Origin of the sequence: Kluyvera ascorbata (assembly GCF_023195735.1) — a bacterium.
Taxonomy (GTDB): Bacteria; Pseudomonadota; Gammaproteobacteria; order Enterobacterales; family Enterobacteriaceae; genus Kluyvera; species Kluyvera ascorbata.
Map to the genome: position 1 here is coordinate 4,744,398 of NZ_CP096201.1, position 22,656 is coordinate 4,767,053.

Consider the following 22,656-nt stretch of genomic DNA (forward strand, 5'->3'; position numbering starts at 1 on the left):
GAGACTTGGTATTCATTTATCGTCTTGCGACGTTAAGAATCCGTATCTTCGAGTGCCCACACAGATTGTCTGATAAATTGTTAAAGAGCAGTGCAACACGGCTTTCGCTCACTGTTGCGAGGTGGCGTATATTACGCTTTCCTCTTTCAGAGTCAACCCTCATTTTCAGGTTTTTCTCTTCAATCAACCCGGCTAGTTAATGTGAAGTGATTCACATCCGCCGTGTCGATGGAGGCGCATTATAGGGAGTTTCCTTGGGGCCGCAACCCTTAAATGACAGAAAAATGACTGACTGCTGCAATCCCCAGCAGAACCCCGCCTTATACCCATTTACACACAGAGTTATCCACAAAATAAGGATCTCTTTCGAGAGTCACCTGGTTTTATCCCTCATCTATAGAGATGAAATAATGGAATTGAGGTAAAGAGAAAAATTCGCGAGCGTTGCGCAAACGTTTTCGTTACAATGCCCCCGCAAAACAAGGATGCCCCGTAAGGGGCGTTAGCTGAGTTTTTACGCAAGAATTCACCTAACGCTCTCTGTAATAGTCAAATCCAGGGGATTTACCATGCAACAACGTCGTCCAGTCCGCCGCGCTCTGCTCAGTGTTTCTGACAAGGCCGGTATCATCGAATTCGCCCAGGCACTTTCCGCACGCGGTGTGGAGCTGCTGTCTACAGGTGGCACTGCGCGCCTGTTAGCAGAGAAAGGTCTGCCGGTGACCGAAGTTTCCGATTACACCGGCTTCCCGGAAATGATGGATGGACGCGTAAAGACCCTGCATCCAAAAGTACACGGTGGCATCCTCGGTCGTCGCGGCCAGGACGATGCCATTATGGAACAGCACCACATTGCTCCTATCGATATGGTTGTCGTTAACCTGTATCCGTTCGCCGAGACCGTCGCCCGCGAAGGCTGCTCGCTGGAAGATGCAGTAGAGAACATTGATATCGGCGGCCCGACCATGGTGCGCTCCGCCGCCAAGAACCATAAAGATGTGGCTATCGTTGTGAAGAGCAGCGACTACGACGCCATTATTAAAGAGATGGATGCTAACGAAGGTTCTCTGACCCTCAACACCCGTTTCGATCTCGCGATTAAAGCTTTCGAACACACCGCCGCCTACGACAGCATGATTGCCAACTACTTCGGCAGCATGGTTCCGGCTTACCACGGCGAAAGCAAAGAAGCCGCCGGTCGCTTCCCTCGTACGCTGAACCTGAACTTCATTAAGAAACAGGATATGCGCTACGGCGAGAACAGCCACCAGCAGGCTGCCTTCTATATAGAAGAGAACGTCAAAGAAGCGTCCGTTGCCACCGCGCAGCAGGTTCAGGGTAAAGCGCTTTCTTATAACAACATCGCCGATACCGATGCGGCGCTGGAGTGTGTGAAAGAGTTCAACGAACCGGCCTGCGTTATCGTCAAGCACGCTAACCCATGCGGCGTGGCGGTAAGCACCTCTATTCTTGACGCTTACGACCGCGCTTATAAAACTGACCCAACCTCCGCGTTCGGCGGCATCATCGCCTTTAACCGTGAGCTGGATGCTGAAACCGCGCAGGCGATCATCTCCCGCCAGTTCGTGGAAGTCATTATCGCCCCATCCGCGACCGAAGAAGCGCTTAAGATCACCGCCGCTAAACAGAACGTTCGCGTGCTGACCTGCGGCCAGTGGGCACAGCGCGTACCGGGCCTCGACTTTAAACGCGTTAACGGCGGCCTGCTGGTTCAGGACCGTGACCTGGGTATGGTGACCGAAGGTGAACTGCGCGTGGTTTCCAAACGTCAGCCAACCGAGCAGGAGCTGCGCGATGCGCTGTTCTGCTGGAAGGTGGCGAAGTTCGTCAAATCCAACGCCATTGTGTATGCCAAAGAGAACATGACCATCGGTATAGGCGCAGGCCAGATGAGCCGCGTTTACTCCGCCAAAATCGCGGGCATTAAAGCGTCTGATGAAGGTCTGGAAGTGAAAGGCTCCGCCATGGCTTCCGATGCGTTCTTCCCGTTCCGTGATGGCATTGATGCTGCTGCCGCCGTTGGCGTGAGCTGCGTTATCCAGCCTGGCGGTTCTATCCGCGACGAAGAAGTGATTGCCGCCGCCGACGAACACGGAATCGCGATGATCTTCACCGATATGCGCCACTTCCGCCATTAATTCAGGGAACAGACGATGAAAGTTTTAGTCATTGGTAACGGCGGGCGCGAACACGCGCTGGCCTGGAAAGCCGCGCAGTCCCCGCTGGTTGATACCGTTTTTGTCGCACCGGGTAACGCCGGTACCGCACTGGAGCCCGCGTTGCAGAACGTGGCTATCGGCGTCACCGATATTCCGGCACTGCTAAGCTTTGCCCAAAACGAGCAGATTGACCTGACCATCGTCGGCCCGGAAGCGCCGCTGGTGATTGGCGTGGTCGATGCGTTCCGCGCCGCTGGCCTGAAAATCTTCGGGCCAACCGAAGGTGCCGCGCAGCTGGAAGGCTCCAAAGCCTTCACCAAAGATTTCCTTGCCCGTCACCAGATTCCGACGGCGGAATATCAGAACTTCACCGAAGTTAAGCCTGCTCTGGCATACCTGCGCGAAAAAGGCGCGCCGATCGTTATCAAAGCCGACGGCCTGGCCGCCGGTAAAGGCGTTATCGTCGCGATGACTCTCGAAGAAGCCGAAGCCGCCATTCACGACATGCTGGCCGGTAACGCCTTTGGCGACGCGGGTCACCGTATCGTTATCGAAGAGTTCCTCGACGGTGAAGAAGCGAGTTTTATCGTGATGGTCGACGGCGAGCACGTACTGCCGATGGCGACCAGCCAGGACCACAAACGCGTAGGCAACGGCGACACCGGCCCGAACACCGGCGGCATGGGGGCATACTCTCCGGCACCGGTGGTGACCGATGAAGTCCACCAGCGCACCATGGAACGGATCATCTGGCCAACCGTAAAAGGTATGGCGGCGGAAGGGAATACCTACACCGGTTTCCTGTATGCCGGTCTGATGATCGATAAACAGGGCAACCCGAAGGTTATCGAGTTCAACTGCCGCTTTGGCGATCCGGAAACTCAGCCGATCATGCTGCGCATGAAGTCGGATCTGGTGGATCTTTGCCTGGCCGCCTGCGACGGCAAGCTGGATGAGAAAACCTCCGAGTGGGACGAACGCGCTTCGCTGGGCGTGGTGATTGCCGCGGGTGGTTACCCTGGCCACTACAACACCGGTGATGAGATCCACGGTCTGCCGCTGGAATCCTCAACCGACGGTAAGGTCTTCCATGCGGGCACCAAACTCGCCGACGACGACCGCGTGCTGACCAGCGGCGGCCGCGTGCTGTGCGCTACCGCACTGGGCCACACCGTAGCAGAAGCGCAGCAACGCGCTTATGCCTTAATGACCGACATCCACTGGGACGGCAGCTTCAGCCGCCGCGACATCGGCTGGCGCGCCATCGAGCGTGAGCAGAACTAACGGCTAAGCTTTGCCAGCAGCGTTTTGCGCGTAATGCCCAACTGACGGGCGGCTTCAGTTTTGTTGCCGCCCGTTTTTTCGAGCGCCGCCAGGATGACCTCTTTTTCCACCTCCACCAGCGGCAGTATCTCATCATAGGCCGACGACAAAATCGGTACCGGCGTACCCACAATCGCCAGCGGCAGCTCGCGCTCAGAGACATATTCTCCCGTCAGCAGTACCACCGCCCGCTCCACCGCATTTTCCAGCTCGCGAATATTGCCCGGCCAGTCGTAGTGAATCAGCAAATCCATCGCCTGCGGGGTAAATCCTTGCACCGCTTTACGGTTTCGCTCGGCGTAGCGTTTCAGGAAGTGGTGCGCGAGGGAGGGAATATCTTCGCGGCGCCGACGCAGCGGCGGCATGTCGATGGTCACCACGTTCAGCCGGTAATAGAGATCCTGGCGAAAGCGCCCGGCGCTGACCTCTTCAGCTAGATCGCGATGGGTCGCGGCAATCAGGCGGACATCCACCGAAATAGTCTGGTTACTGCCCACGCGCTGCACTTCACGTTCCTGAATCGCACGCAGCAGGCGTACCTGCATCAGCGGTGAGATATCACCAATTTCATCGAGGAATAAGGTTCCGCCACTCGCTTGTACAAAGCGCCCTTCCCGCCGTTTATCCGCGCCGGTAAACGCACCTTTCTCGTGGCCGAACAGTTCAGACTCCAGCAAAGATTCATTGAGCGCCGCGCAGTTCAGCGTCACCAGCGGCCCATCGCCGCGCGCGCTGCTGGCATGCAGGGCTCGCGCCACCAGCTCTTTACCGGTGCCCGATTCGCCGTGAATCAACACGGTGGCATCAGAAGGGGCAACCAGGATGATATTGTGCAGCAGCGCCTGCATTGCCGGGCTATCGCCAACCATCCCGAATTGAGCCGCGGGAGAAGCCTCAACCACGCCGTCAGGCTGCAAGGTATGCACCAATGCCCGCGCGAGCGTTTGCTGTAGGTTATCGAAGTCTAACGGCTTGATGAGGTAATCCAGCGCACCAGATTTTAGCGCCTCAACCGCCGTCCCCACGCTGGAGTAGGCGGTCATGATCAGCACCGGGATCGACGGATTCCAGGTTTTTATCTCTTTGAGCGTTTCAATGCCGTCCATCTCCGCCATGCGGATATCGCAGAGCACTAAATCAAATACCCGCTGGCGCACCTGCTCCAGCGCCTCCCGGCCATTATGTGCCAGCGAGACCTGATATCCCCAGCCGCGCAGCAGCGCCTCAAGAATAGTGCAGTGGCTGATATCATCGTCCACCACCAGAATATCGACCTTTTCTACGCTCATCCTTGCTGTTCCTTTTGTTGCTCATTAACCGGCAGGTAGAGGGTAAATATGGCTCCCTCGCCGGGATGGCTGTCGGCATGAATCGTGCCGCCGTGCTGCTCGATAATGTTCTGTACCACCGCGAGCCCAAGACCGGTGCCGTCGGCTTTGGTGGTGAAGTACGGGGTAAAAATTGCGTCCAGCTGCTCGGCCGTCATTCCCTTACCGTTATCGGCGACGCTCACCTTCACGCGCCCGTCGCTACACTCGCTCGCCGTTACCGTAATCACGCCGCCGTGCCCTATCGCCTGAATCGCGTTGAGATAGAGATTCAGCAGCACCTGATTCAGCCGGTCCGGGTCGGCCTGAATGCAGCGTAGCGCAGGATGTGGGGTGAACCGCAGCGTAATCTCCCTATCGCGCGCATCCTGGCTGACCAGCTGTAGCGAGTGGGTAATCACCAGGTTGAGATCCACCAACTGCCATTTTAAATGTGCCGGACGCACCAGCTCCAGCAGGTCACTGACCACGCGATTCAGACGGTCCGCCTCTTTCGCCATCACCTGCGCCAGCGCGTAGGCCTCTCCTCCCGGCGGCGTGCGTTCAGCAAAGTACTTAGCCAGCCCTTTAATCGAGGAGAGCGGGTTACGGATTTCATGCGCCACACCGGCTGCCAGATGACCTAAGGCCACCAGCTTTTCTCTGCGATGGGTCGCTTCCTGTAATAGCTTGCGTGAACGCTGGTAGCGACGAAACCAGAACTGCGCGAGGAGAGTCGCCACCATCACCAGCCCGGCGGCGCACAGCATCACTATCACATTACGTAGCCCGCGCGCCTGCTCGGCATCGAGCTCACGCACATCAAACGCGATAAAAATCACCTGCGGGACATCGACTACGTTACGTCGCATCATCATGCGCATGTGGTGGCCGTTGCCGCTGTCCAGCGGGCGAAATGTCCGGTAGAGCTCCAGCGCCGGTTCTGGCGATTCAACGCGGCGCTCGCGCACCGTGTCGCCAACCTGAAGTTGGCGCATCTGCTGCGCATCATAGAGCGCCTTGCCCACCTGCTGCGGGTCACTATGGGCCATCACCGTCCCTTGTTCATCGGTGACGGCAAACCACAGCACGCCAGGCTGCCAGGCCATCTCTTCCAGCATTGCCTGAAGCTGGGCATGATGCATGCGCATCCCCATGCCTACGCGTGCGCCGGACTCCAGCGCGCGGATAAGCACGCTGCCTTTTTCCTGAATGGCCTGCCGCGCCGATGCGTTTTCCCGTCCGTAGTCACGCACGATAAGCGCAGAGAACAGGCAGACCAGCAGCAAAATCACGCTGGTCAGCAGCCAGCTAATGCCGGTGGTTATCGAATCCTTCTGTAAACGTATGAGGCTCATGGGGCTTCCTTCTCTTTTCCCGTCACTATCCCTCAGCAGAAATCATGCCATTTTTCGCGCTCGCTAAACCGGCACGCGAACACAAACGCCTTGCTTCAACGAGTAAAAATAACCCGCTGGTTAGGCTTACGCGGGTCATTTTTACTCGCCCGTCGCCGCGAACGGCCTGAAAACCCCGTCATTATCTCGGTTTGTCGGTCTGGCACGGAAGATGCAATAGCTAAGATAACCACACCACAGGAGAATCAACCATGAAACGGAACAACAATCTGACGCTTACTCTCTTAGCCGTTGCCGCGTTCACCTTCACCAGCGGGGCGGCGTTAGCGGGGCCACATCACTGGGGAAACAACGGCGATAGCGGTGGCTACAGCCAGCTTACCGATGCACAGCAGGCTACGGCCCAGAAGCTGCATAATGATTTTTACAATCAGACCAGCGCGCTGCGACAGCAGCTCACCTCTAAGCGCTATGAGTACAATGCGCTGTTGACGGCCGATAAGCCGGATAGCGCCAAAATAGAAAGCGTGGCGCAGGAGATGGAGACACTACGACAGAAGCTGGATAATCAGCGGGTGAAGTTTGATGTGGCCATGGCGCAGGCCGGCATTCCCCGTCACGGTGGGATGGGTTGTCAGGGGGGATACAACGGTGGCGGCCATATGGGCGGCATGAACCGCTGGTAGGCCTAGAAACTCTTTTCGGTCGGCTGCCAGGTGCAGTAGTCTTCGTTCGCCACCAGCAGGAGCTGCGTGCCTTCCGGGGCTTCCAGCCAGGCAATGCTCACTTCAGCGGACGAACGGCTCTGGCGGCTCGCAATATGCCCCAGGGCGCGGGAGTCGAAATCAGGCTTCACCGTTTCGCCTTCACAGGTGGTGACGGAGCCATCGGCATGCCAGCGCCCCTGACGTAGCACCACTTTCCCCAGCCGCAGCGCGTCGCTGGTCTGGCGGATCTGCTCGGCACGGTAGCGATAGAGCGCCACCTGGTCGCTGGAGAGCTGCTGTTTCTGCCCGTCAATTTCCCGCTGCATGAAGCTCAGCTCGCCGTTGCTATCGAAACGGGCGCGAATATGTTCGGACGGTTTGCCGTAGATATTGAGTTCAATCAGCTGCAGTTTGTCATCCTGCCAGCGGTATTCACTGGTCGAGGTATTGCCGCTGTGCCACGGGCTTAGCGTAGCCAGAAGATGGGTCTCGCCGCCGCTATCTTTACGCCAGATGCGCACCGCACCCTGCGTATCAGCGTAGCCGCTGGCGGTGAAAGGAGGCAGCGTGCTGTTATGGCTGCAGGCAGTGAGCAACAGTACACCAGCCAGCGCCGGTAAACGGCGCCAGATGAACGAAAGGGGCGAAGCCGCCCCTTCTTTAAAACTGTTCACTGCCACGCGGTCTTACTTAACTGCGTCTTTCAGTGCTTTGCCAGAAACAAATGCCGGCACGTTAGCTGCGGCGATTTTGATTTCTTTACCGGTCTGCGGGTTGCGGCCAGTACGCTCAGCGCGGTGGTTCACTTTGAAGGTACCGAAACCAACCAGTTGTACAGCATCACCTTCTTTCAGAGACTCAGTAATAGCAGCCAGGGTGGATTCCAGTGCAGCTTTAGCCTGGGTTTTAGACAGTTCAGCCTTGTCCGCAATTACATCAATCAGTTGAGTCTTGTTCATAAGTTATCCTTACAATGTGTTTATCGCTTGCTAAGCATCGAGTGCGACGAAAATGCCATAAAAGCACTCTCCTGCATACACGCACCGATAGCCACTTTTTTTCGCCCTCCAAATGTAGACCAGACGGGGGGCAGATGTGAAGCCTTCAGGCATTACAATTCAGGCGGTAAATCACGTTTTGTTGTCTCATTGCTGAAAAATTATACCAATATTGCTCTCGCCGGCCTCGCGGAGGTCTGCGCGTAGCCCTTTAATCAGTTCAATATCGCGTTCTTCACACTCGGCTAAAAGGCGGAAAATCTCCCACTGAATGTCCCATTCTTGCTCTACAGCAGGGTTCAAACGCAGCTCTTCATCGGTCATTTCGCGACCAGCCTGGGTCATTTCCAGCATCGCGACGGAAGTAATAGAACTCTTACTGACTTCGATCGCGTGTTCGAGCGTTTCGCCGCTCAGGCGAGAGTGAATTAATTCACTTAATGCCACGCAAGCATCGATCGCCGGGTAAACGCCGTACATGTCGTAATCGTCGGCTGCCGGAATTGCCTCTTCCAGTTTTTCCAGCTGGCTGTCGAAGTTCACCTTCGCGTCTTTGACCGTCAGGGTTTCCCAGATGAGGTCGAGAATACGGCGGTACACCTGCGGCTCACCAAATTCCGACTCTTTGCAGAACATGGCGTAGTTCGGGTACATGCGTTCACACAGGCAGGCCATGAAAGTGACGTGCTGCCAGCTTTCCAGCTTCTCCAGACGCAGATGAATCGGGTTTTGTAACATGATGAGTTCTCAAATACGGAAATTAGACGCAGTTTACCCGATATGGGGCATTTTTGCTGCAAGCCGCGTAAAAGCCGAACGGCATCTGCCCAGCGCGTGGGTTCCGGCAGGCGGTAGCCCTGGGTGCAGCGCTGTACCCAGGCCAGAGCGCTCCCGAGGCTTACGCGGTGCCCCGTGGAGATAAACAGCGGGTTGCAGCGCACTTTGCTACGCCAGACCCATGCCAGCTGTTCGCCTTTGTCGATTAGCGGCGCGAGCGCGCCTGCTTCTGGCGGGAGCGGCTCAAACTTACCGCACAGCCGCTTTTTCGCCACGCCAATGGTGGGAACATCCGCCAGCAAACCAAAATGGCTAGCAACGCCCAAACGGCGAGGATGCGAAATGCCATGACCGTCGACAAACAGCAAGTCTGGCTTTTGCGAAAGCTGCTGCCATGCCGCCATTAAGGCCGGGGTTTCGCGAAAAGAGAGAAAACCGGGGATATACGGCATGGTGGTGGCAATACGCGCCACCTGATATTCCACGAGCTCAAGCGATGGATACTTCAGCAATACCATCGCCGCTCGCGTCACTTCGCCGCCCAGCTCAAAGCCTACGTCGGCACCGCCGATCAGATCCGGAGGATCGCCGTCAAAACGATCGTCCCGGATCACCGATGACGCCAGATCCAGTTGCTGCGCGCGCAGCGACGCGAGATCCACGTGACGGCCTTAGCGGTGGTACTGCGCCGACAGGCGGTGCACCGCTTCAACGAAGACGCCCGCGTGTTCTGGCGGCACGTCCTGATGAATACCGTGGCCCAGGTTGAAGACGTGGCCTTCGCCCTGACCAAAACCGGCCAGAATCGTCGCCACTTCTTCTTCAATGCGCGCCGCAGGCGCGTAGAGCATGGACGGGTCCATATTGCCCTGTAGCGCCACTTTATGGCCCACACGACGGCGCGCATCGGCGATATCGGTAGTCCAGTCGAGCCCCAGCGCATCGCAGCCGGTTTCCGCCATGGCTTCCAGCCACTGACCGCCACCTTTGGTGAACAGCGTCACCGGCACGCGGCGACCGTCATTTTCACGCAGCAGGCCATCAACGATTTTGTGCATGTAGTACAGCGAGAACTGCTGATAGTCGCGCCCGGTCAGCACGCCACCCCAGGTATCGAAAATCATCACCGACTGCGCGCCGGCTTTAATCTGCGCGTTGAGGTACAGCGTGACGCTCTGCGCCAGCTTGTCGAGCAGCAGATGCAGCGCTTTAGGGTCGGCGTACATCATCTTTTTAATCACGGTAAAGGCTTTGCTGCTGCCGCCTTCCACCATATAGGTCGCCAGCGTCCACGGGCTACCGGAGAAACCAATCAGCGGCACTTCGCCCTTCAGCTCACGGCGAATGGTGCGCACTGCGTTCATCACGTAGCCCAGCTCACCTTCTGGGTCTGGAATCGGCAGCTTTTCTACATCCGCTTTACTGGTGATTGGCGAGGTAAAGCGCGGGCCTTCCCCAGCTTCAAAATAGAGTCCCAGCCCCATCGCATCCGGAATGGTCAGGATATCCGAGAAGAGGATCGCCGCATCAAGCGGGTAGCGACGCAGCGGCTGCAGCGTCACTTCGCAGGCCAGCTCGGCGTTTTTGCACAGCGACATAAAATCGCCCGCCTGCGCGCGCGTGGCTTTATATTCCGGTAAATAACGGCCTGCCTGGCGCATCATCCATACCGGCGTCACATCAACGGGCTGGCGCAGCAGCGCACGCAGATAACGATCGTTCTTCAGTTCGGTCATTTTTACATTCCTTTAGCGTTGATGCGCCTATTGTAACATGTCAGTCGTATTCGGCCCGACACATTGCCACCGTATCTTCGATCAGACGACGCGCCACCGTACCCGGTGGTGGCAGAAGCGGCAGATCGTCATAGCGATACCAGTTGGCGTTAAGCAACTCTTTGGGATCGATAACAATGTCGCCGCTGTCATACTCCGCCATAAACGCGGTCATCAGCGACTGCGGGAACGGCCAGGGCTGGGAGGTGATGTAGCGCAGGTTCTTCACCTTAATGCCGCTCTCTTCCATCACTTCACGCGCCACCGCCTGCTCTAAGGTTTCGCCCACTTCGACAAAACCGGCCAGCACGGTATGCACGCCGTTGCGATGGCGAACGTGTTGGGCAAGCAGAATGGAGTCGTCGCGGCGAATGGCGACGATAATGCACGGTGCAATCTGCGGGTAGTAGCGTTCACGGCAGTGGCTGCACAGCATGGCCCATTCGGTTTTGCTTGGGTGCATAGTGTGGCCGCAGTAGCCGCAGAATTTGTGCGAACGGTAAAACTCCGCCAGCTGCACGCCGCGCCCAGCAAGCTGGAACAGGCCGACGTCCTGGTCAAGAACCTGGCGCACGGTGCCCATATCATGACGCTTCTGCTGCTGTACCAGCCACACCGGAGAGCCTTCCCACTCGCCAATCTGGAGTGCGTGCTGACCCACAAGATCGAAATTTACCGCTTCGCCATATGGTAATTCCCCGCCGGGCAACCATAATTTTTGTTCGTGGCTGACTATCCACCAGCCGCGATCCAATTTTTCAATTATACGATCCATATCTCTTGCGCTACCTTTGCTTCACAGGCATGTTGTTAACATTATTATTACATAATGACGTGAGCAGATTTTAATCTTATCGATGCGGGGTCAACCTATGTTAAACCAGTTAGAAAGTCTAAAAGAGAGAATTCATGGACACCACAAACTGGTCGACCGTTGGCTGAATATTCGTAAGCACCTGCTCGTAGCTTACTACAATCTGGTTGGCCTTAAGCCTGGCAAAGAATCGTTCATGCGTCTTAACGAGAAAGCGCTTGATGACTTTTGTCAGCGCCTGGTCGACTATTTGTCTGCCGGTCATTTCAGTATTTATGAACGCATTATCCATAAAATGGAAGGCGACAGTCCGCTTTTAAACGCCAGTAAAATCTGGCCGCTGCTGGATGCCAATACTCAACAAATTATGGACTACTACGACTCTACGCTGGAGAACGCTATCGACCAGGATAACGTGTATGAATTCCAGCAGGCGCTGTCCGATATCGGTGAAGCGCTGGAGGCCCGCTTTTTGTTAGAAGACCAGCTCATCATGCTGACCTTCGAGGCGCTCGGCCCGGATGAAATCAAACGCCCGGCTTGAGATTTGCCGCATTAACGAGTAGTTTACATTCATTACCTCTCATCATTTGAGGTTACTTCTTGTCGGAGTGCCCAGTGCGCAAGCACGGGCTGAGACCGTTAATTCGGGATCCGCGGAACCTGATCAGGTTAAGACCTGCGAAGGGAACAAGAGTCAATCTATAGTCGCATCGCCCTAGGGCGATCTTCTCTCTTGCTTCATCCGTCGTCTGACAAGCCATATCCTTACTTTTATCTGGAATGAGCTATGTCTGTCACTACTAAACCATCACGCCGCGAGCAGCGCGCCCAGGCCCAACGCTTTATTGATACCCTGGAAGGCACCGCGTTCCCGAATTCCCAACGTATCTACATCACCGGTTCGCAGCCCGATATCCGCATTCCGATGCGCGAAATTCAGCTGAGCCCCACGCTGATTGGCGGCAATAAAGAGAACCCACAGTTCGAAGACAATGAAGCGGTGCCGGTGTACGACACATCCGGCCCTTATGGTGACCCGGACGTGGCGATTAACGTTCAGCAGGGTCTCGCCAAGCTGCGCCAGCCATGGATTGCCGCCCGCGATGACAGCGAAGAGCTGGACGACCGTAGCTCCGCCTACACCAAAGAACGTCTGGCCGATGACGGTCTGGACGATCTCCGCTTCAGCGGCCTGTTGACGCCAAAGCGCGCCAAAGCGGGTAAATGCGTTACCCAACTTCACTATGCCCGTCAGGGGATTGTGACGCCGGAAATGGAGTTCATCGCCATCCGCGAAAACATGGGACGCGAGCGCATTCGCAGCGAAGTATTACGTCACCAGCATCCGGGCATGGCCTTTGGTGCGCGCCTGCCGGAAAACATCACGCCAGAATTCGTGCGCGATGAAGTGGCCGCCGGACGCGCCATCATTCCTGCCAATATCAACCACCCGGAATCTGAGCCCATGATCATCGGCCGTAACTTCCTCGTGAAGGTCAACGCCAATATCGGTAACTCAGCGGTGACGTCCTCCATTGAAGAGGAAGTGGAAAAACTGGTGTGGTCTACCCGCTGGGGCGCGGATACGGTGATGGACCTGTCGACCGGCCGCTATATCCACGAAACCCGCGAATGGATCCTGCGTAACAGCCCAGTTCCGATCGGCACCGTGCCGATCTACCAGGCGCTGGAGAAGGTTAACGGGATCGCCGAAGATCTGACCTGGGAAGCCTTCCGCGATACGCTGCTGGAGCAGGCCGAACAGGGCGTGGATTACTTCACCATTCACGCGGGCGTGCTGCTGCGCTATGTGCCAATGACTGCGAAACGCCTGACCGGCATTGTGTCACGCGGCGGCTCCATCATGGCGAAATGGTGCCTTTCCCATCATCAGGAAAACTTCCTCTACCAACACTTCCGCGAAATCTGTGAAATCTGCGCGGCCTACGACGTGTCGCTGTCGCTGGGCGATGGTCTACGCCCTGGCTCAATTCAGGATGCTAACGACGAAGCGCAGTTCTCCGAGCTCCATACGCTGGGCGAGCTGACCAAAATCGCCTGGGAGTATGACGTGCAGGTGATGATTGAAGGCCCGGGCCACGTGCCGATGCAGATGATTCAGCGCAACATGACCGAAGAGCTGGAGCACTGCCACGAAGCGCCGTTCTACACCTTAGGGCCGTTGACCACCGACATCGCGCCGGGCTACGACCACTTCACCTCCGGTATTGGCGCCGCAATGATTGGCTGGTTTGGCTGCGCCATGCTCTGCTACGTCACGCCGAAAGAGCACCTCGGCTTGCCGAACAAAGAAGACGTAAAGCAGGGGCTGATTACCTACAAGATTGCCGCTCACGCCGCCGACCTGGCGAAAGGACACCCGGGCGCGCAGATCCGCGATAACGCGATGTCGAAAGCGCGCTTTGAATTCCGCTGGGAAGATCAGTTTAACCTCGCGCTCGACCCATTCACCGCTCGCGCCTACCACGATGAAACGCTGCCGCAGGAGTCCGGTAAAGTCGCTCACTTCTGTTCCATGTGCGGGCCGAAATTCTGCTCGATGAAAATCAGCCAGGAAGTGCGCGACTACGCCGCCGCTCAGACCATTGAAGTGGGCATGGCGGATATGTCGGAGAACTTCCGCGCCAAAGGCGGTGAAATCTACCTGAAACGCGAGGAGGCCTGATGTATCAGCCCGATTTCCCAACGGTACCGTTCCGCCTCGGGCTCTATCCGGTGGTGGACAGCGTGCAGTGGATTGAGCGCCTGCTGGAGGCTGGCGTGCGCACTATCCAACTGCGTATCAAAGACAAACGCGATGATGAGGTCGAAGCGGATGTGATTGCCGCCATCGCGTTGGGGCGCCGTTATGACGCCCGGCTGTTTATCAACGACTACTGGAGATTGGCTATCAAGCATCGCGCCTACGGGGTGCATCTGGGTCAGGAAGATCTGGAAACCACCGACCTGAAAGCCATCCAGGCCGCGGGCCTCCGCCTTGGCGTATCAACCCACGATGATATGGAGATTGATATAGCGATCGCCGCTCGCCCGTCGTATATCGCGCTGGGCCACGTCTTCCCAACCCAAACCAAGCAAATGCCTTCCGCACCGCAGGGGCTGACGCAGCTGGCGGGTCATATTGCGCGTCTGGCCGACTATCCAACCGTCGCCATCGGCGGCATCAGCCTTGCGCGGGCGCCTGACGTGCTGGCGACCGGCGTGGGCAGTATTGCCGTGGTCAGCGCCATTACCCAGGCGGCGGACTGGCGTGAAGCCACGGCGCAACTGCTGGCAATAGCGGGAGTCGGCGATGAATGACCGCGACTTTATGCGTTATAGCCGGCAGATCCTGCTCGGTGATATCGCCATTGAAGGGCAGCAAAAGCTGCTCGGCAGCCATGTGCTGATTGTCGGATTAGGCGGTCTGGGCTCGCCCGCCGCGCTGTATCTGGCCGGTGCGGGCGTCGGCACGCTGACGCTGGCGGACGACGATGAGGTGCACCTCAGCAACCTGCAGCGGCAAATCCTGTTCACCACCGACGATATTGCCCGCGCAAAATCGCAGGTCACTCAGCAGCGGCTGGCGCGGCTGAACCCGGATATCGACCTGGTGGCGCTAGAGCAGCGGCTGAGCGGCGACGCGCTGCGTCACGCAGTAGCGCGCGCCGACGTGGTGCTCGACTGCACCGACAACATGGCGACACGTCAGGCGATCAACGCCGCCTGCGTGGCGCTCAATACGCCGCTCGTCACCGCCAGCGCCGTCGGCTTTGGCGGCCAGATAATGGTGCTGACACCTCCGTGGGAGCAAGGCTGCTACCGCTGCCTGTGGCCGGATGATGCCGAGCCGGAGCGTAACTGTCGCACGGCGGGCATCGTCGGCCCCGTGGTAGGTGTGATGGGCACGTTACAGGCGCTGGAGGCCATTAAGCTGCTGAGCGGTATCGACACGCCGAGCGGCGAGCTGCGCCTGTTTGACGGCAAAACCAGCCAGTGGCGGAGCCTCGCGCTGCGTCGCGCCGTAGGCTGCCCGGTATGCGGGGGGCGACATGCAGATTCAGTTCAATGATGAAGCAATGCAGTGCGCCGAGGGACAAACCGTCAGCGAGCTGCTCGCCACGCTTAATCAGCTCAAGCCGGGTACCGCGCTGGCGCTGAACCAACAGATTCTGCCACGCGACCAGTGGCAGCAGCACATCGTGCAGGAAGGCGACCAGATCCTGCTCTTTCAGGTTATTGCAGGGGGTTGATATGTTACGCATTGCGGACAAAACGTTTGATTCACATCTGTTCACCGGCACCGGCAAATTTGCCTCGTCCTCGCTGATGGTCGAAGCCATTCGCGCCTCCGGCAGCCAACTGGTGACGCTGGCGATGAAGCGGGTCGATTTACGTCAGCACAACGACGCCATCCTTGCCCCGCTGGTTGACGCGGGCGTAACGCTGCTGCCCAACACCTCGGGAGCCAAAACCGCCGAAGAAGCCATCTTCGCCGCCCAACTGGCGCGTGAGGCGCTGGGAACAAGCTGGCTGAAGCTCGAAATTCACCCCGATGCCCGCTGGCTGCTGCCAGACCCGATTGAAACGCTGAAGGCCGCCGAAGCGCTGGTGAAGCAAGGCTTTGTGGTACTGCCCTACTGCGGCGCGGACCCGGTGCTGTGCAAGCGTCTGGAAGAAGTTGGCTGTGCGGCAGTGATGCCGCTGGGTGCGCCTATCGGATCTAATCAGGGGCTGGAAACCAAAGCCATGCTGGAGATTATCATCCAACAGGCCACCGTACCGGTGGTGGTGGATGCCGGGATCGGCGTGCCTAGCCACGCGGCGCAGGCGCTGGAGATGGGTGCTGATGCGGTGCTGGTCAACACGGCCATTGCCGTGGCGGACGATCCGGTGACCATGGCGACCGCCTTCCGTCTGGCAGTAGAAGCCGGGCTGCTGGCGCGTCAGGCGGTGCCGGGAAATCGAAGCACACAGGCAAGCGCCACCAGCCCATTAACCGGCTTTCTGGAGGCGCTGGCATGAAAACGTTCAGCGACCGCTGGCGACAGCTGGAATGGGACGACATCCGTTTACGCATCAACGGCAAAACGGCCGCCGACGTGGAACGGGCGCTCGGCGCTTCACAGCTTAGCCGCGACGATCTGATGGCCCTGCTCTCCCCCGCTGCTGCCGACTATCTGGAACCCATGGCGCAGCGGGCGCAAAAGCTCACCCGCCAACGCTTTGGCAATACCGTCAGCTTCTACGTGCCGCTTTATCTCTCGAACCTCTGCGCCAACGACTGTACCTACTGCGGCTTCTCCATGAGCAACCGTATTAAACGCAAGACGCTGGATGAAGCGGAAATCGCCCGCGAGTGCGCGGCGATACGCGAGATGGGGTTTGAGCATCTCCTGCTGGTTACCGGCGAACACCAAAGTAAGGTGGGCATGGACTACTTCCGTCGCCACCTGCCGGATATTCGCCAGCAGTTTGCCTCGTTGCATATGGAAGTGCAGCCGCTGGCTACCGAAGAGTATGCCGAGCTTAAAACGCTGGGGCTGGATGGGGTGATGGTCTATCAGGAGACCTACCATGAAGCGATGTACGCGCAGCACCATCTGAAAGGCAAAAAGCAGGATTTCTTCTGGCGGCTCGATACGCCGGACCGTCTGGGGCAAGCGGGGATCGATAAAATCGGCCTCGGCGCGCTGATTGGCCTTTCCGATAGCTGGCGGGTGGACTGTTTTATGGTTGCCGAGCACCTGATGTGGCTACAGCAGCGTTACTGGCAAAGCCGTTATTCCATCTCTTTCCCACGGCTACGTCCGTGCGCAGGCGGCATTGAGCCTGCATCGTTGATGGATGAACGTCAACTAGTACAAACTATTTGCGCGTTCCGCCTGTTCTCCCCGGAAACGGAGCTGTCGCTCTCCACACGCGAATCACCGTGGTTCCGTGACCGCGTGATTCCACTCGCCATCAACAATGTCAGCGCGTTTTCGAAAACACAGCCTGGTGGCTACGCCGACAATCGCCCGGAGCTCGAACAATTCTCACCGCACGATGCCAGAACACCTGCCGAAGTCGCGGATGCACTTACCGCTCGTGGACTACAGCCGGTCTGGAAAGACTGGGATAATTGGTTGGGGCGCAGCACAGCGCGCTGAAAATTGGCTACACTTCTTCAGGGCAGTATTTGTTTTTTTACTGCCCTTCCTTCGATTTTAACGAAAGAATATTTCATAAAAACCGATTATAAGCAGTGATTTAATCTATATATTTAGAACAAATATTCATCTTCACACCAATAAAGTATAATTATCAAGTTATAAATATAGGTGTCATATTGCAGTACCAACTCGCTCTGGTCTTCTGCAATCCCCCCGAGGAATGGAAACCATGATGAGTTCTCACAGTAGACGACTGTCGTTTACTACCCCGATTTTTATCAGTTTTGCTGGTATTCTACTGAGTTTTATTATTATTGCGGCTCTGGTGACTGTCATCCAGCGCAACGATATTATTCGCGATTATCATGGCATTAACCGCAACTTCACCCATAATCTCGCGGTCAATTACACCGAATCCATTCTCCATGAAAATGATTATATCCTGGGCCGCGCCGCAACCTATTTAGCCCGTGATGACGAGCTGAATCGACTGGTGAATCTCGACCCGGTTCAAGGGCAGCAATCGATGATGCAGCTGCTGTCAATGATGCCAACCGTATCCTCATTATCTATCGCCGATACTGAAGGCCACTACATGCGAGCCCCGCAGGTGGTTCAACGCCAGAATGCGCCTGTCTTTGATGCCACAACCCGCCCCTGGTTTGTTCATCAAGGAGACGCGGGGATTTTCAGCCGGTATACCCAGCCCTATGTCGATTTCTTTACTCAACATCAGACCGTTACGCTAGCAAAACCGGTGATTTCGACCGACGGCAAGCTGAAAGGAACGCTGGCATTCCATTTTGACCTGGCCGCCATGAGCCATACGCTACGGCAAATGAGACCCCCTGTTCAGGGAGAATTCTTTGTCGTCAATCGTCAAGGTCAGGCGCTACTGCACTCTGACAACGGCAAGCTCTTCCAGAAGGTTATTTCCCCCCAGATCCTGGGCGGCATGACGGCCGGTGAGGGCGAAGTTTTCGATAAAGGCAGCCGCACCTGGTATTACTACTACTCGTTCACCAACCCCGACTGGTTTGTGATTTATAAAGTCTCCGGCCATACGCTCAGCATGCTGGCACAGCATGAAAGTATCATCATCTCCTGGGGCTTTGCGCTGGCCGGGCTTATCATCATCACCTTCGGTCTGTATCTGCGTCATGCTTCCCGCGGCATCCTGATGAATATCATCAATGCTATCAAGACCGGCGACACTAACCGTGCGCCCGGCCTTGAAGTGATGCTGCATAAAGCGATTGAAACCAACAAAGAACGAGAAAGGGCCTACGTCCGTCAGGCTACCGTCGATTCACTCACCGGCTGTAAAAACCGTTGGGCCTTTGATACCGACATGACCGCGTTGATGGCGGAGCGGCAGCCCTTTTCGCTGGCGCTGGTCGATATCGATAACTTCAAATCCATTAATGATACCTGGGGCCACCTCAGTGGCGATATCGTGCTGCGAAACGTGGCGCGCGAAGGGATCACCATTCTCCAGGCGCACGGGCTGTCGCTCTACCGCTACGGCGGTGAGGAGTTCGCGGTTATCTTCACCGCTGAACATATTGCCGAGGCTTCTGCGCTGCTTGAGCTGTGGCGGATAAACGTCGCCAATAGAAACTGGCGTGAAGAAGGGCTCCATGTGACCTTCAGCGCCGGGCTAGGTGAATGGCATATGGAGACGCTGGATCATCTGGTTTCAAGCGTCGACGAGGCGCTTTATAAAGCCAAACGCCAAGGGAAAAACCGCATCCTGCGTACGACCCACGACGCGTAGCCCGAACGAAGTGCACCGACGCCGGGGCGGCTCGGTGCCAAATCCCGGCGTCGCATTGCCCGGCCAGGCTACCCATCTTTCCGGATTTTGCACGTTAAACACCAAAAAATGTAACCGGTTTCAGTTTTTTGAGATGATCTTTGTGATGGCTTACACACAATCGTTGTAAAGCGGTTGTTGATCGTTTCAGCTCGCGATAAACATGATTCATCACGGGTCATGAGGGAGCATTATGAAGAATATCGTTTTATGCTGCGCTGCAGGTATGTCCACCAGCATGTTGGTTCAACGCATGAAGGATGCTGCACAGAAAAAAGGCATTGAAGTCTCAATTAAAGCCGTACCGGTGGCCGAATTTAAAGCGAACATCAATGACGCGGACATCGTGTTGTTGGGTCCGCAGGTGAAGTATGAACAAGCTAAGCTTCAGGCGCTGGCTGACCCGTTGGGTAAAAAGGTCGCGGTCATCGACATGATGGACTACGGCATGATGAAAGGCGATGTCGTGCTTGAGAAAGCCCTTAAGTTAATGGAGTGAGAAAGACGTGGAAGATTTAGAATCAATCATCATGGAACTGCTGGTGAACGCCGGTGCCGCACGTAGTTCAGCATTAACTGCGCTGCAACTGGCTCGCAAAGGTGACTTTGAGGGCGCGGAAAAAGCGATGGAAGAGTCTCGCGAGTTCGTCAAACTGGCCCATGGTATCCAGACCCAGCTTATCGGCATCGACGAAGGTACAGGTAAACTGCCGGTTAACCTGATCACCGTTCACTCCCAGGACCACCTGATGAACGCTATGGTTATTCAGGATCTGGCAACCGACATGATTGAACTGTATCGTCGTATTCCACTGGTTAGCTAACCACGTCATCGCATAGATACAGAAGGCACCCCTACGGGGGTGCCTTTGTTTTTTTATTTATCCTTTTTTCTGCCGGTGGCTTCGGTAGGTATCGAGTACAACGGCAACCACGATGACGGCACCGGTGATGACGCGTTTGGTTGGCTCACTCGCACCTATCTGCGCCAGACCTGCCGCCAGTACGGAGATAATCAGCGCGCCGAGGAACGTGCAAACCACCGAGCCTCGCCCGCCCATCAGGCTGGTACCGCCAATCACCACTGCCGCAATCACCTGTAGCTCCATCCCAACGCCGCCGTTGGGGTCCGCCGCTTCCAGACGTGCCACCTGGAAGAGTGACGCGAGGCCAGACAGCGCCCCCATCAGTGCAAACACGATGACTTTGTACGGCGCAGGATTAATACCCGAGAGCCTTACCGCTTCTTCGTTAGTGCCAATACCAATCAGGTGACGGCCAAAAATCGTGCGGGTAAGCACCCCTTGCCCTATCAGAATCACCAGTACTGCAATCACAAACGACGGCGAGATACCGAACGCAATCGGGTCGGCCAGGAAGTCGAAGCTGGAGCCGATATAGGCCGTGCGAGAATCCGTCAGCTGATAGGCGCTGCCGCGCGCCATCTCCAGCATACCGAGCGAGACAATAAACGTCGGGATGCGCCAGATAACGGAAATCAGCCCCGTCAGCGCACCAACAACCGTCGCCACCGCAATCCCAGCCAGCGCTGCCAGCCAGGGCGACCAGTGCAGGTTAAGATAGGTGACGCTTACAACCGCCGCCGATAGTGCCAGCACGGACCCTACCGACAGATCGATACCGGCAATAATCAGCACGAACGTCATACCCACCGACATCACCATCAGGTCGGGGATCTGGTTGGCGATGGTGCTAAACGTGTTGAGGCTCAGGAAGTGATCGCTTAAAAAGGAGAACAGGATAATCATCGCCAGCAGCGCGCCGATTAATCCCAGGTAACGGCTCAGTCCCCGCCATGTTGCGGCGCGACGGTTAATAGACAGCGTTGAATTACTCATCCTGCAAACTCCCTGTGGCGTGCTGATAGCCAGAAAAAGCGGCGGCCAGAATCGCATCCTGGGTCCAGTCGTCGCGGGTAAACGTCTCCACCAGCTTGCCAGCGGAGAGCACGGCAATACGATCGCATATCAGCATGAGCTCGCGCAGATCGCTGGAGACGACCATCAACCCTTTCCCGCTTTGCGTCAGCTCATTGAGCAGCAGATAAATATCGCGCTTGGCCCCTACGTCAATGCCGCGGGTGGGTTCATCGAAAAGGATGACGTCGCAGTTACGTTCCAGCCATCGGGCGATCAGTACCTTTTGCTGGTTGCCGCCTGACAGACTGTCGACCGCCAACTCCGTTCCCGACGTACGGATGCCCAGCCGGGTGATGTATTTCTGCGCCAACTGCCGCTCTTTGTCCGCATGGAGCCACGACAGGCTGCTGACTTTATCGCTGTTCCCGAGCGCCGTATTTGCCGACACCGAATGCGGTAACAGCAGACCTTCACCTTTTCGGTCTTCCGTCACCAGCGCAATGCGGTGAGCAATAGCCTCCGAAGGCGAACGAATCGTCACGGATTTGAGCGGGTCGCCAACCTTCAACTGCCCGCTATCGATAGGGTCCGCGCCAAAAATCGCCCGCATCAGCTCAGTACGCCCCGCGCCGACCAGGCCACTCACGCCCAGTACTTCGCCGCGATGCAGCGTCAGTGAGATATCCTGTAGCACTTTCCCGCGCGTGAAATGCTCCACCTGTAGAATGGGGGTGCCCTGCCTGCGGGCGCTAACGTCCAGCGTACTCTCGAGGTCGCGCCCCACCATCAGGGAAACCAGCTGATCGCTGTTATAACGCTTGATATCGTCAGTACAGACCACGTTGCCGTCGCGCAGTACCATGATGTCATCGGCGATTTGTGCCAGTTCATCAAGGCGGTGAGAGATATAGATAAGGGAAACGCCGCGCTGCTTAAAGCACGTAATCTGCTCGAACAACAGCTCAACTTCACGGCTGGTGAGCATGGCCGTAGGTTCATCGAGGATAAGAATGCGGCTATCGCCAATCAGGTTACGGGCGATTTCGATCATCTGCTGGTGCCCCATTCCCAGCTCACCCACCAGCATATCCGGGTCAAGTCCCTGCAGGCCGACCATCGCCATTACCGGCGTGGACATCTCCCGCAGGCGCTTACGGTTGATCCACCCTGCCCGGTTCGGCAATTGATCGAGAAAGAGATTTTCGGCGATGGTTAATGTCGGCAGTAAGTTGAGTTCCTGCATCACCATGCGGACGCCGAGCTTTTCCGCTTCCTTACGACTGGCAGGAGCATAGGGCTGCCCGAGGTAGGTCATGGTGCCGGTGGTGGACGAAATCAGCCCGCCGATAATTTTCGACAACGTACTTTTCCCGGCACCGTTCTCTCCGGTCAGCGCCAGCACCTTGCCGCTGTATAAACTGAGATTAACATTGGTCAGCACCGGTTCGTTGTAGGTTTTACCCACGCCGGACATTGACAGAATTTCTTGATATTCAGCCATTTCGCGCACGCAACCCGATCTATCGGATCCCTGTAAAAACCGGGGCCAGCAACCTGCGCCCC

Annotated in this window: 22 protein-coding genes, 1 pseudogene and 1 riboswitch; of the genes and pseudogenes, 13 read left to right on the forward strand and 10 right to left on the reverse strand. The window is 56.7% G+C overall.

All coding sequences use genetic code 11. From position 1 onward, the window contains the following. Positions 1 to 569: 569 nt before the first annotated feature. Together purH and purD are read left to right on the forward strand one after the other, a co-directional pair. Positions 570 to 2,159: a bifunctional phosphoribosylaminoimidazolecarboxamide formyltransferase/IMP cyclohydrolase gene (gene purH / locus MY052_RS22665; protein ID WP_248537902.1), complete on the forward strand. Its 1,590-nt coding sequence runs from the start codon at positions 570 to 572 to the stop codon at positions 2,157 to 2,159. Positions 2,160 to 2,174: 15 nt separating this feature from the next. Then, positions 2,175 to 3,464, forward strand: coding sequence for a phosphoribosylamine--glycine ligase (gene purD / locus MY052_RS22670; RefSeq protein ID WP_248537903.1), 1,290 nt, complete (start codon positions 2,175 to 2,177; stop codon positions 3,462 to 3,464). Here the strand turns inward: purD and zraR are convergent. After that, positions 3,461 to 4,792, reverse strand: a complete 1,332-nt coding sequence (gene zraR / locus MY052_RS22675; RefSeq protein ID WP_248537904.1) for a sigma-54-dependent response regulator transcription factor ZraR — start codon at positions 4,790 to 4,792, stop codon at positions 3,461 to 3,463. The two genes, purD and zraR, sit on opposite strands and share 4 nt — an antisense overlap. Further along, complete coding sequence (gene zraS, locus MY052_RS22680; RefSeq protein ID WP_248537905.1) at positions 4,789 to 6,168, reverse strand: two-component system sensor histidine kinase ZraS; 1,380 nt, start codon at positions 6,166 to 6,168, stop codon at positions 4,789 to 4,791. Before zraS ends, zraR begins: the two co-directional genes overlap by 4 nt. A 251-nt stretch (positions 6,169 to 6,419) precedes the next feature. On the opposite strand from zraS, the gene zraP reads away from it, so the two are divergent. Next, entirely contained in the window at positions 6,420 to 6,854 is a 435-nt protein-coding gene (gene zraP, locus MY052_RS22685) for a zinc resistance sensor/chaperone ZraP (RefSeq protein WP_248537906.1), read from the forward strand. A gap of 2 nt (positions 6,855 to 6,856) precedes the next feature. Here the strand turns inward: zraP and MY052_RS22690 are convergent, their stop codons facing one another. The 6 genes and pseudogenes from MY052_RS22690 to nudC form a co-directional block, all read right to left on the reverse strand. Then, positions 6,857 to 7,549, reverse strand: coding sequence for a DUF1481 domain-containing protein (locus tag MY052_RS22690; protein ID WP_248538978.1), 693 nt, complete (start codon positions 7,547 to 7,549; stop codon positions 6,857 to 6,859). Between the two features lie 12 nt (positions 7,550 to 7,561). Then, complete coding sequence (hupA, locus tag MY052_RS22695; RefSeq protein WP_001044509.1) at positions 7,562 to 7,834, reverse strand: nucleoid-associated protein HU-alpha; 273 nt, start codon at positions 7,832 to 7,834, stop codon at positions 7,562 to 7,564. Positions 7,835 to 8,020: 186 nt separating this feature from the next. Continuing rightward, positions 8,021 to 8,611, reverse strand: coding sequence for a YjaG family protein (locus MY052_RS22700; RefSeq protein ID WP_035896391.1), 591 nt, complete (start codon positions 8,609 to 8,611; stop codon positions 8,021 to 8,023). Positions 8,612 to 8,644: 33 nt separating this feature from the next. Next, positions 8,645 to 9,312 (reverse strand): annotated as a pseudogene (nfi, locus tag MY052_RS22705) (deoxyribonuclease V). 9 nt (positions 9,313 to 9,321) lie between these two features. After that, a complete protein-coding gene (gene hemE / locus MY052_RS22710; protein ID WP_248537907.1) occupies positions 9,322 to 10,386 on the reverse strand; it encodes a uroporphyrinogen decarboxylase in 1,065 nt (354 codons plus the stop codon). A gap of 40 nt (positions 10,387 to 10,426) precedes the next feature. Continuing rightward, entirely contained in the window at positions 10,427 to 11,200 is a 774-nt protein-coding gene (nudC, locus tag MY052_RS22715) for an NAD(+) diphosphatase (RefSeq protein WP_123652739.1), read from the reverse strand. 97 nt (positions 11,201 to 11,297) lie between these two features. On the opposite strand from nudC, the gene MY052_RS22720 reads away from it, so the two are divergent. From MY052_RS22720 to MY052_RS22765, 10 genes are all read left to right on the forward strand, one after another. Continuing rightward, the gene (locus MY052_RS22720; RefSeq protein ID WP_035896387.1) at positions 11,298 to 11,783 is read left to right on the forward strand and encodes an Rsd/AlgQ family anti-sigma factor; all 486 of its coding nucleotides are present in this window, start codon (positions 11,298 to 11,300) and stop codon (positions 11,781 to 11,783) included. 53 nt (positions 11,784 to 11,836) lie between these two features. Next, positions 11,837 to 11,946, forward strand: a riboswitch (TPP riboswitch). Positions 11,947 to 12,029: 83 nt separating this feature from the next. Beyond that, a complete protein-coding gene (thiC, locus tag MY052_RS22725; RefSeq protein ID WP_123652738.1) occupies positions 12,030 to 13,928 on the forward strand; it encodes a phosphomethylpyrimidine synthase ThiC in 1,899 nt (632 codons plus the stop codon). Next, positions 13,928 to 14,563, forward strand: a complete 636-nt coding sequence (gene thiE, locus MY052_RS22730) for a thiamine phosphate synthase (RefSeq protein ID WP_035896385.1) — start codon at positions 13,928 to 13,930, stop codon at positions 14,561 to 14,563. The genes thiC and thiE overlap by 1 nt, the downstream gene beginning before the upstream one ends. After that, complete coding sequence (locus tag MY052_RS22735; RefSeq protein ID WP_248537908.1) at positions 14,556 to 15,314, forward strand: HesA/MoeB/ThiF family protein; 759 nt, start codon at positions 14,556 to 14,558, stop codon at positions 15,312 to 15,314. The genes thiE and MY052_RS22735 overlap by 8 nt, the downstream gene beginning before the upstream one ends. Beyond that, entirely contained in the window at positions 15,295 to 15,495 is a 201-nt protein-coding gene (thiS, locus tag MY052_RS22740; RefSeq protein ID WP_202216776.1) for a sulfur carrier protein ThiS, read from the forward strand. Before MY052_RS22735 ends, thiS begins: the two co-directional genes overlap by 20 nt. Before the next feature lies 1 nt (position 15,496). Then, complete coding sequence (thiG, locus tag MY052_RS22745) at positions 15,497 to 16,267, forward strand: thiazole synthase (RefSeq protein WP_248537909.1); 771 nt, start codon at positions 15,497 to 15,499, stop codon at positions 16,265 to 16,267. After that, positions 16,264 to 17,394 carry a 2-iminoacetate synthase ThiH gene (gene thiH / locus MY052_RS22750; protein ID WP_248537910.1) on the forward strand — a complete coding sequence of 377 codons (1,131 nt, stop codon included), beginning with the start codon at positions 16,264 to 16,266 and terminating at the stop codon, positions 17,392 to 17,394. The genes thiG and thiH overlap by 4 nt, the downstream gene beginning before the upstream one ends. Positions 17,395 to 17,629: 235 nt before the next feature. Next, the gene (locus tag MY052_RS22755) at positions 17,630 to 19,174 is read left to right on the forward strand and encodes a sensor domain-containing diguanylate cyclase (protein ID WP_248538979.1); all 1,545 of its coding nucleotides are present in this window, start codon (positions 17,630 to 17,632) and stop codon (positions 19,172 to 19,174) included. Between the two features lie 232 nt (positions 19,175 to 19,406). Beyond that, entirely contained in the window at positions 19,407 to 19,712 is a 306-nt protein-coding gene (locus MY052_RS22760) for a PTS sugar transporter subunit IIB (RefSeq protein WP_035895906.1), read from the forward strand. Between the two features lie 7 nt (positions 19,713 to 19,719). Beyond that, entirely contained in the window at positions 19,720 to 20,037 is a 318-nt protein-coding gene (locus tag MY052_RS22765; protein WP_035895909.1) for a PTS lactose/cellobiose transporter subunit IIA, read from the forward strand. A 57-nt stretch (positions 20,038 to 20,094) separates the two neighbouring features. Here MY052_RS22765 and MY052_RS22770 read toward each other — a convergent pair whose 3' ends face one another. Beyond that, the gene (locus MY052_RS22770; RefSeq protein ID WP_202216778.1) at positions 20,095 to 21,072 is read right to left on the reverse strand and encodes an ABC transporter permease; all 978 of its coding nucleotides are present in this window, start codon (positions 21,070 to 21,072) and stop codon (positions 20,095 to 20,097) included. Continuing rightward, a complete protein-coding gene (locus MY052_RS22775) occupies positions 21,065 to 22,594 on the reverse strand; it encodes a sugar ABC transporter ATP-binding protein (RefSeq protein ID WP_248537911.1) in 1,530 nt (509 codons plus the stop codon). The genes MY052_RS22770 and MY052_RS22775 overlap by 8 nt, the downstream gene beginning before the upstream one ends. Between the last annotated feature and the right edge of the window lie 62 nt (positions 22,595 to 22,656).

Bases quoted from the DNA above. Each gene is read 5' to 3' on its own strand.
- purH (WP_248537902.1), top strand. From the start codon at position 570: ATGCAACAACGTCGTCCAGTCCGCCGCGCTCTGCTCAGTGTTTCTGAC.
- purD (WP_248537903.1), top strand. From the start codon at position 2,175: ATGAAAGTTTTAGTCATTGGTAACGGCGGGCGCGAACACGCGCTGGCC.
- zraR (WP_248537904.1), bottom strand. From the start codon at position 4,792: ATGAGCGTAGAAAAGGTCGATATTCTGGTGGTGGACGATGATATCAGC.
- zraS (WP_248537905.1), bottom strand. From the start codon at position 6,168: ATGAGCCTCATACGTTTACAGAAGGATTCGATAACCACCGGCATTAGC.
- zraP (WP_248537906.1), top strand. From the start codon at position 6,420: ATGAAACGGAACAACAATCTGACGCTTACTCTCTTAGCCGTTGCCGCG.
- hupA (WP_001044509.1), bottom strand. From the start codon at position 7,834: ATGAACAAGACTCAACTGATTGATGTAATTGCGGACAAGGCTGAACTG.
- MY052_RS22700 (WP_035896391.1), bottom strand. From the start codon at position 8,611: ATGTTACAAAACCCGATTCATCTGCGTCTGGAGAAGCTGGAAAGCTGG.
- hemE (WP_248537907.1), bottom strand. From the start codon at position 10,386: ATGACCGAACTGAAGAACGATCGTTATCTGCGTGCGCTGCTGCGCCAG.
- nudC (WP_123652739.1), bottom strand. From the start codon at position 11,200: ATGGATCGTATAATTGAAAAATTGGATCGCGGCTGGTGGATAGTCAGC.
- MY052_RS22720 (WP_035896387.1), top strand. From the start codon at position 11,298: ATGTTAAACCAGTTAGAAAGTCTAAAAGAGAGAATTCATGGACACCAC.
- thiC (WP_123652738.1), top strand. From the start codon at position 12,030: ATGTCTGTCACTACTAAACCATCACGCCGCGAGCAGCGCGCCCAGGCC.
- thiE (WP_035896385.1), top strand. From the start codon at position 13,928: ATGTATCAGCCCGATTTCCCAACGGTACCGTTCCGCCTCGGGCTCTAT.
- MY052_RS22735 (WP_248537908.1), top strand. From the start codon at position 14,556: ATGAATGACCGCGACTTTATGCGTTATAGCCGGCAGATCCTGCTCGGT.
- thiS (WP_202216776.1), top strand. From the start codon at position 15,295: ATGCAGATTCAGTTCAATGATGAAGCAATGCAGTGCGCCGAGGGACAA.
- thiG (WP_248537909.1), top strand. From the start codon at position 15,497: ATGTTACGCATTGCGGACAAAACGTTTGATTCACATCTGTTCACCGGC.
- thiH (WP_248537910.1), top strand. From the start codon at position 16,264: ATGAAAACGTTCAGCGACCGCTGGCGACAGCTGGAATGGGACGACATC.
- MY052_RS22755 (WP_248538979.1), top strand. From the start codon at position 17,630: ATGAGTTCTCACAGTAGACGACTGTCGTTTACTACCCCGATTTTTATC.
- MY052_RS22760 (WP_035895906.1), top strand. From the start codon at position 19,407: ATGAAGAATATCGTTTTATGCTGCGCTGCAGGTATGTCCACCAGCATG.
- MY052_RS22770 (WP_202216778.1), bottom strand. From the start codon at position 21,072: ATGAGTAATTCAACGCTGTCTATTAACCGTCGCGCCGCAACATGGCGG.
- MY052_RS22775 (WP_248537911.1), bottom strand. From the start codon at position 22,594: ATGGCTGAATATCAAGAAATTCTGTCAATGTCCGGCGTGGGTAAAACC.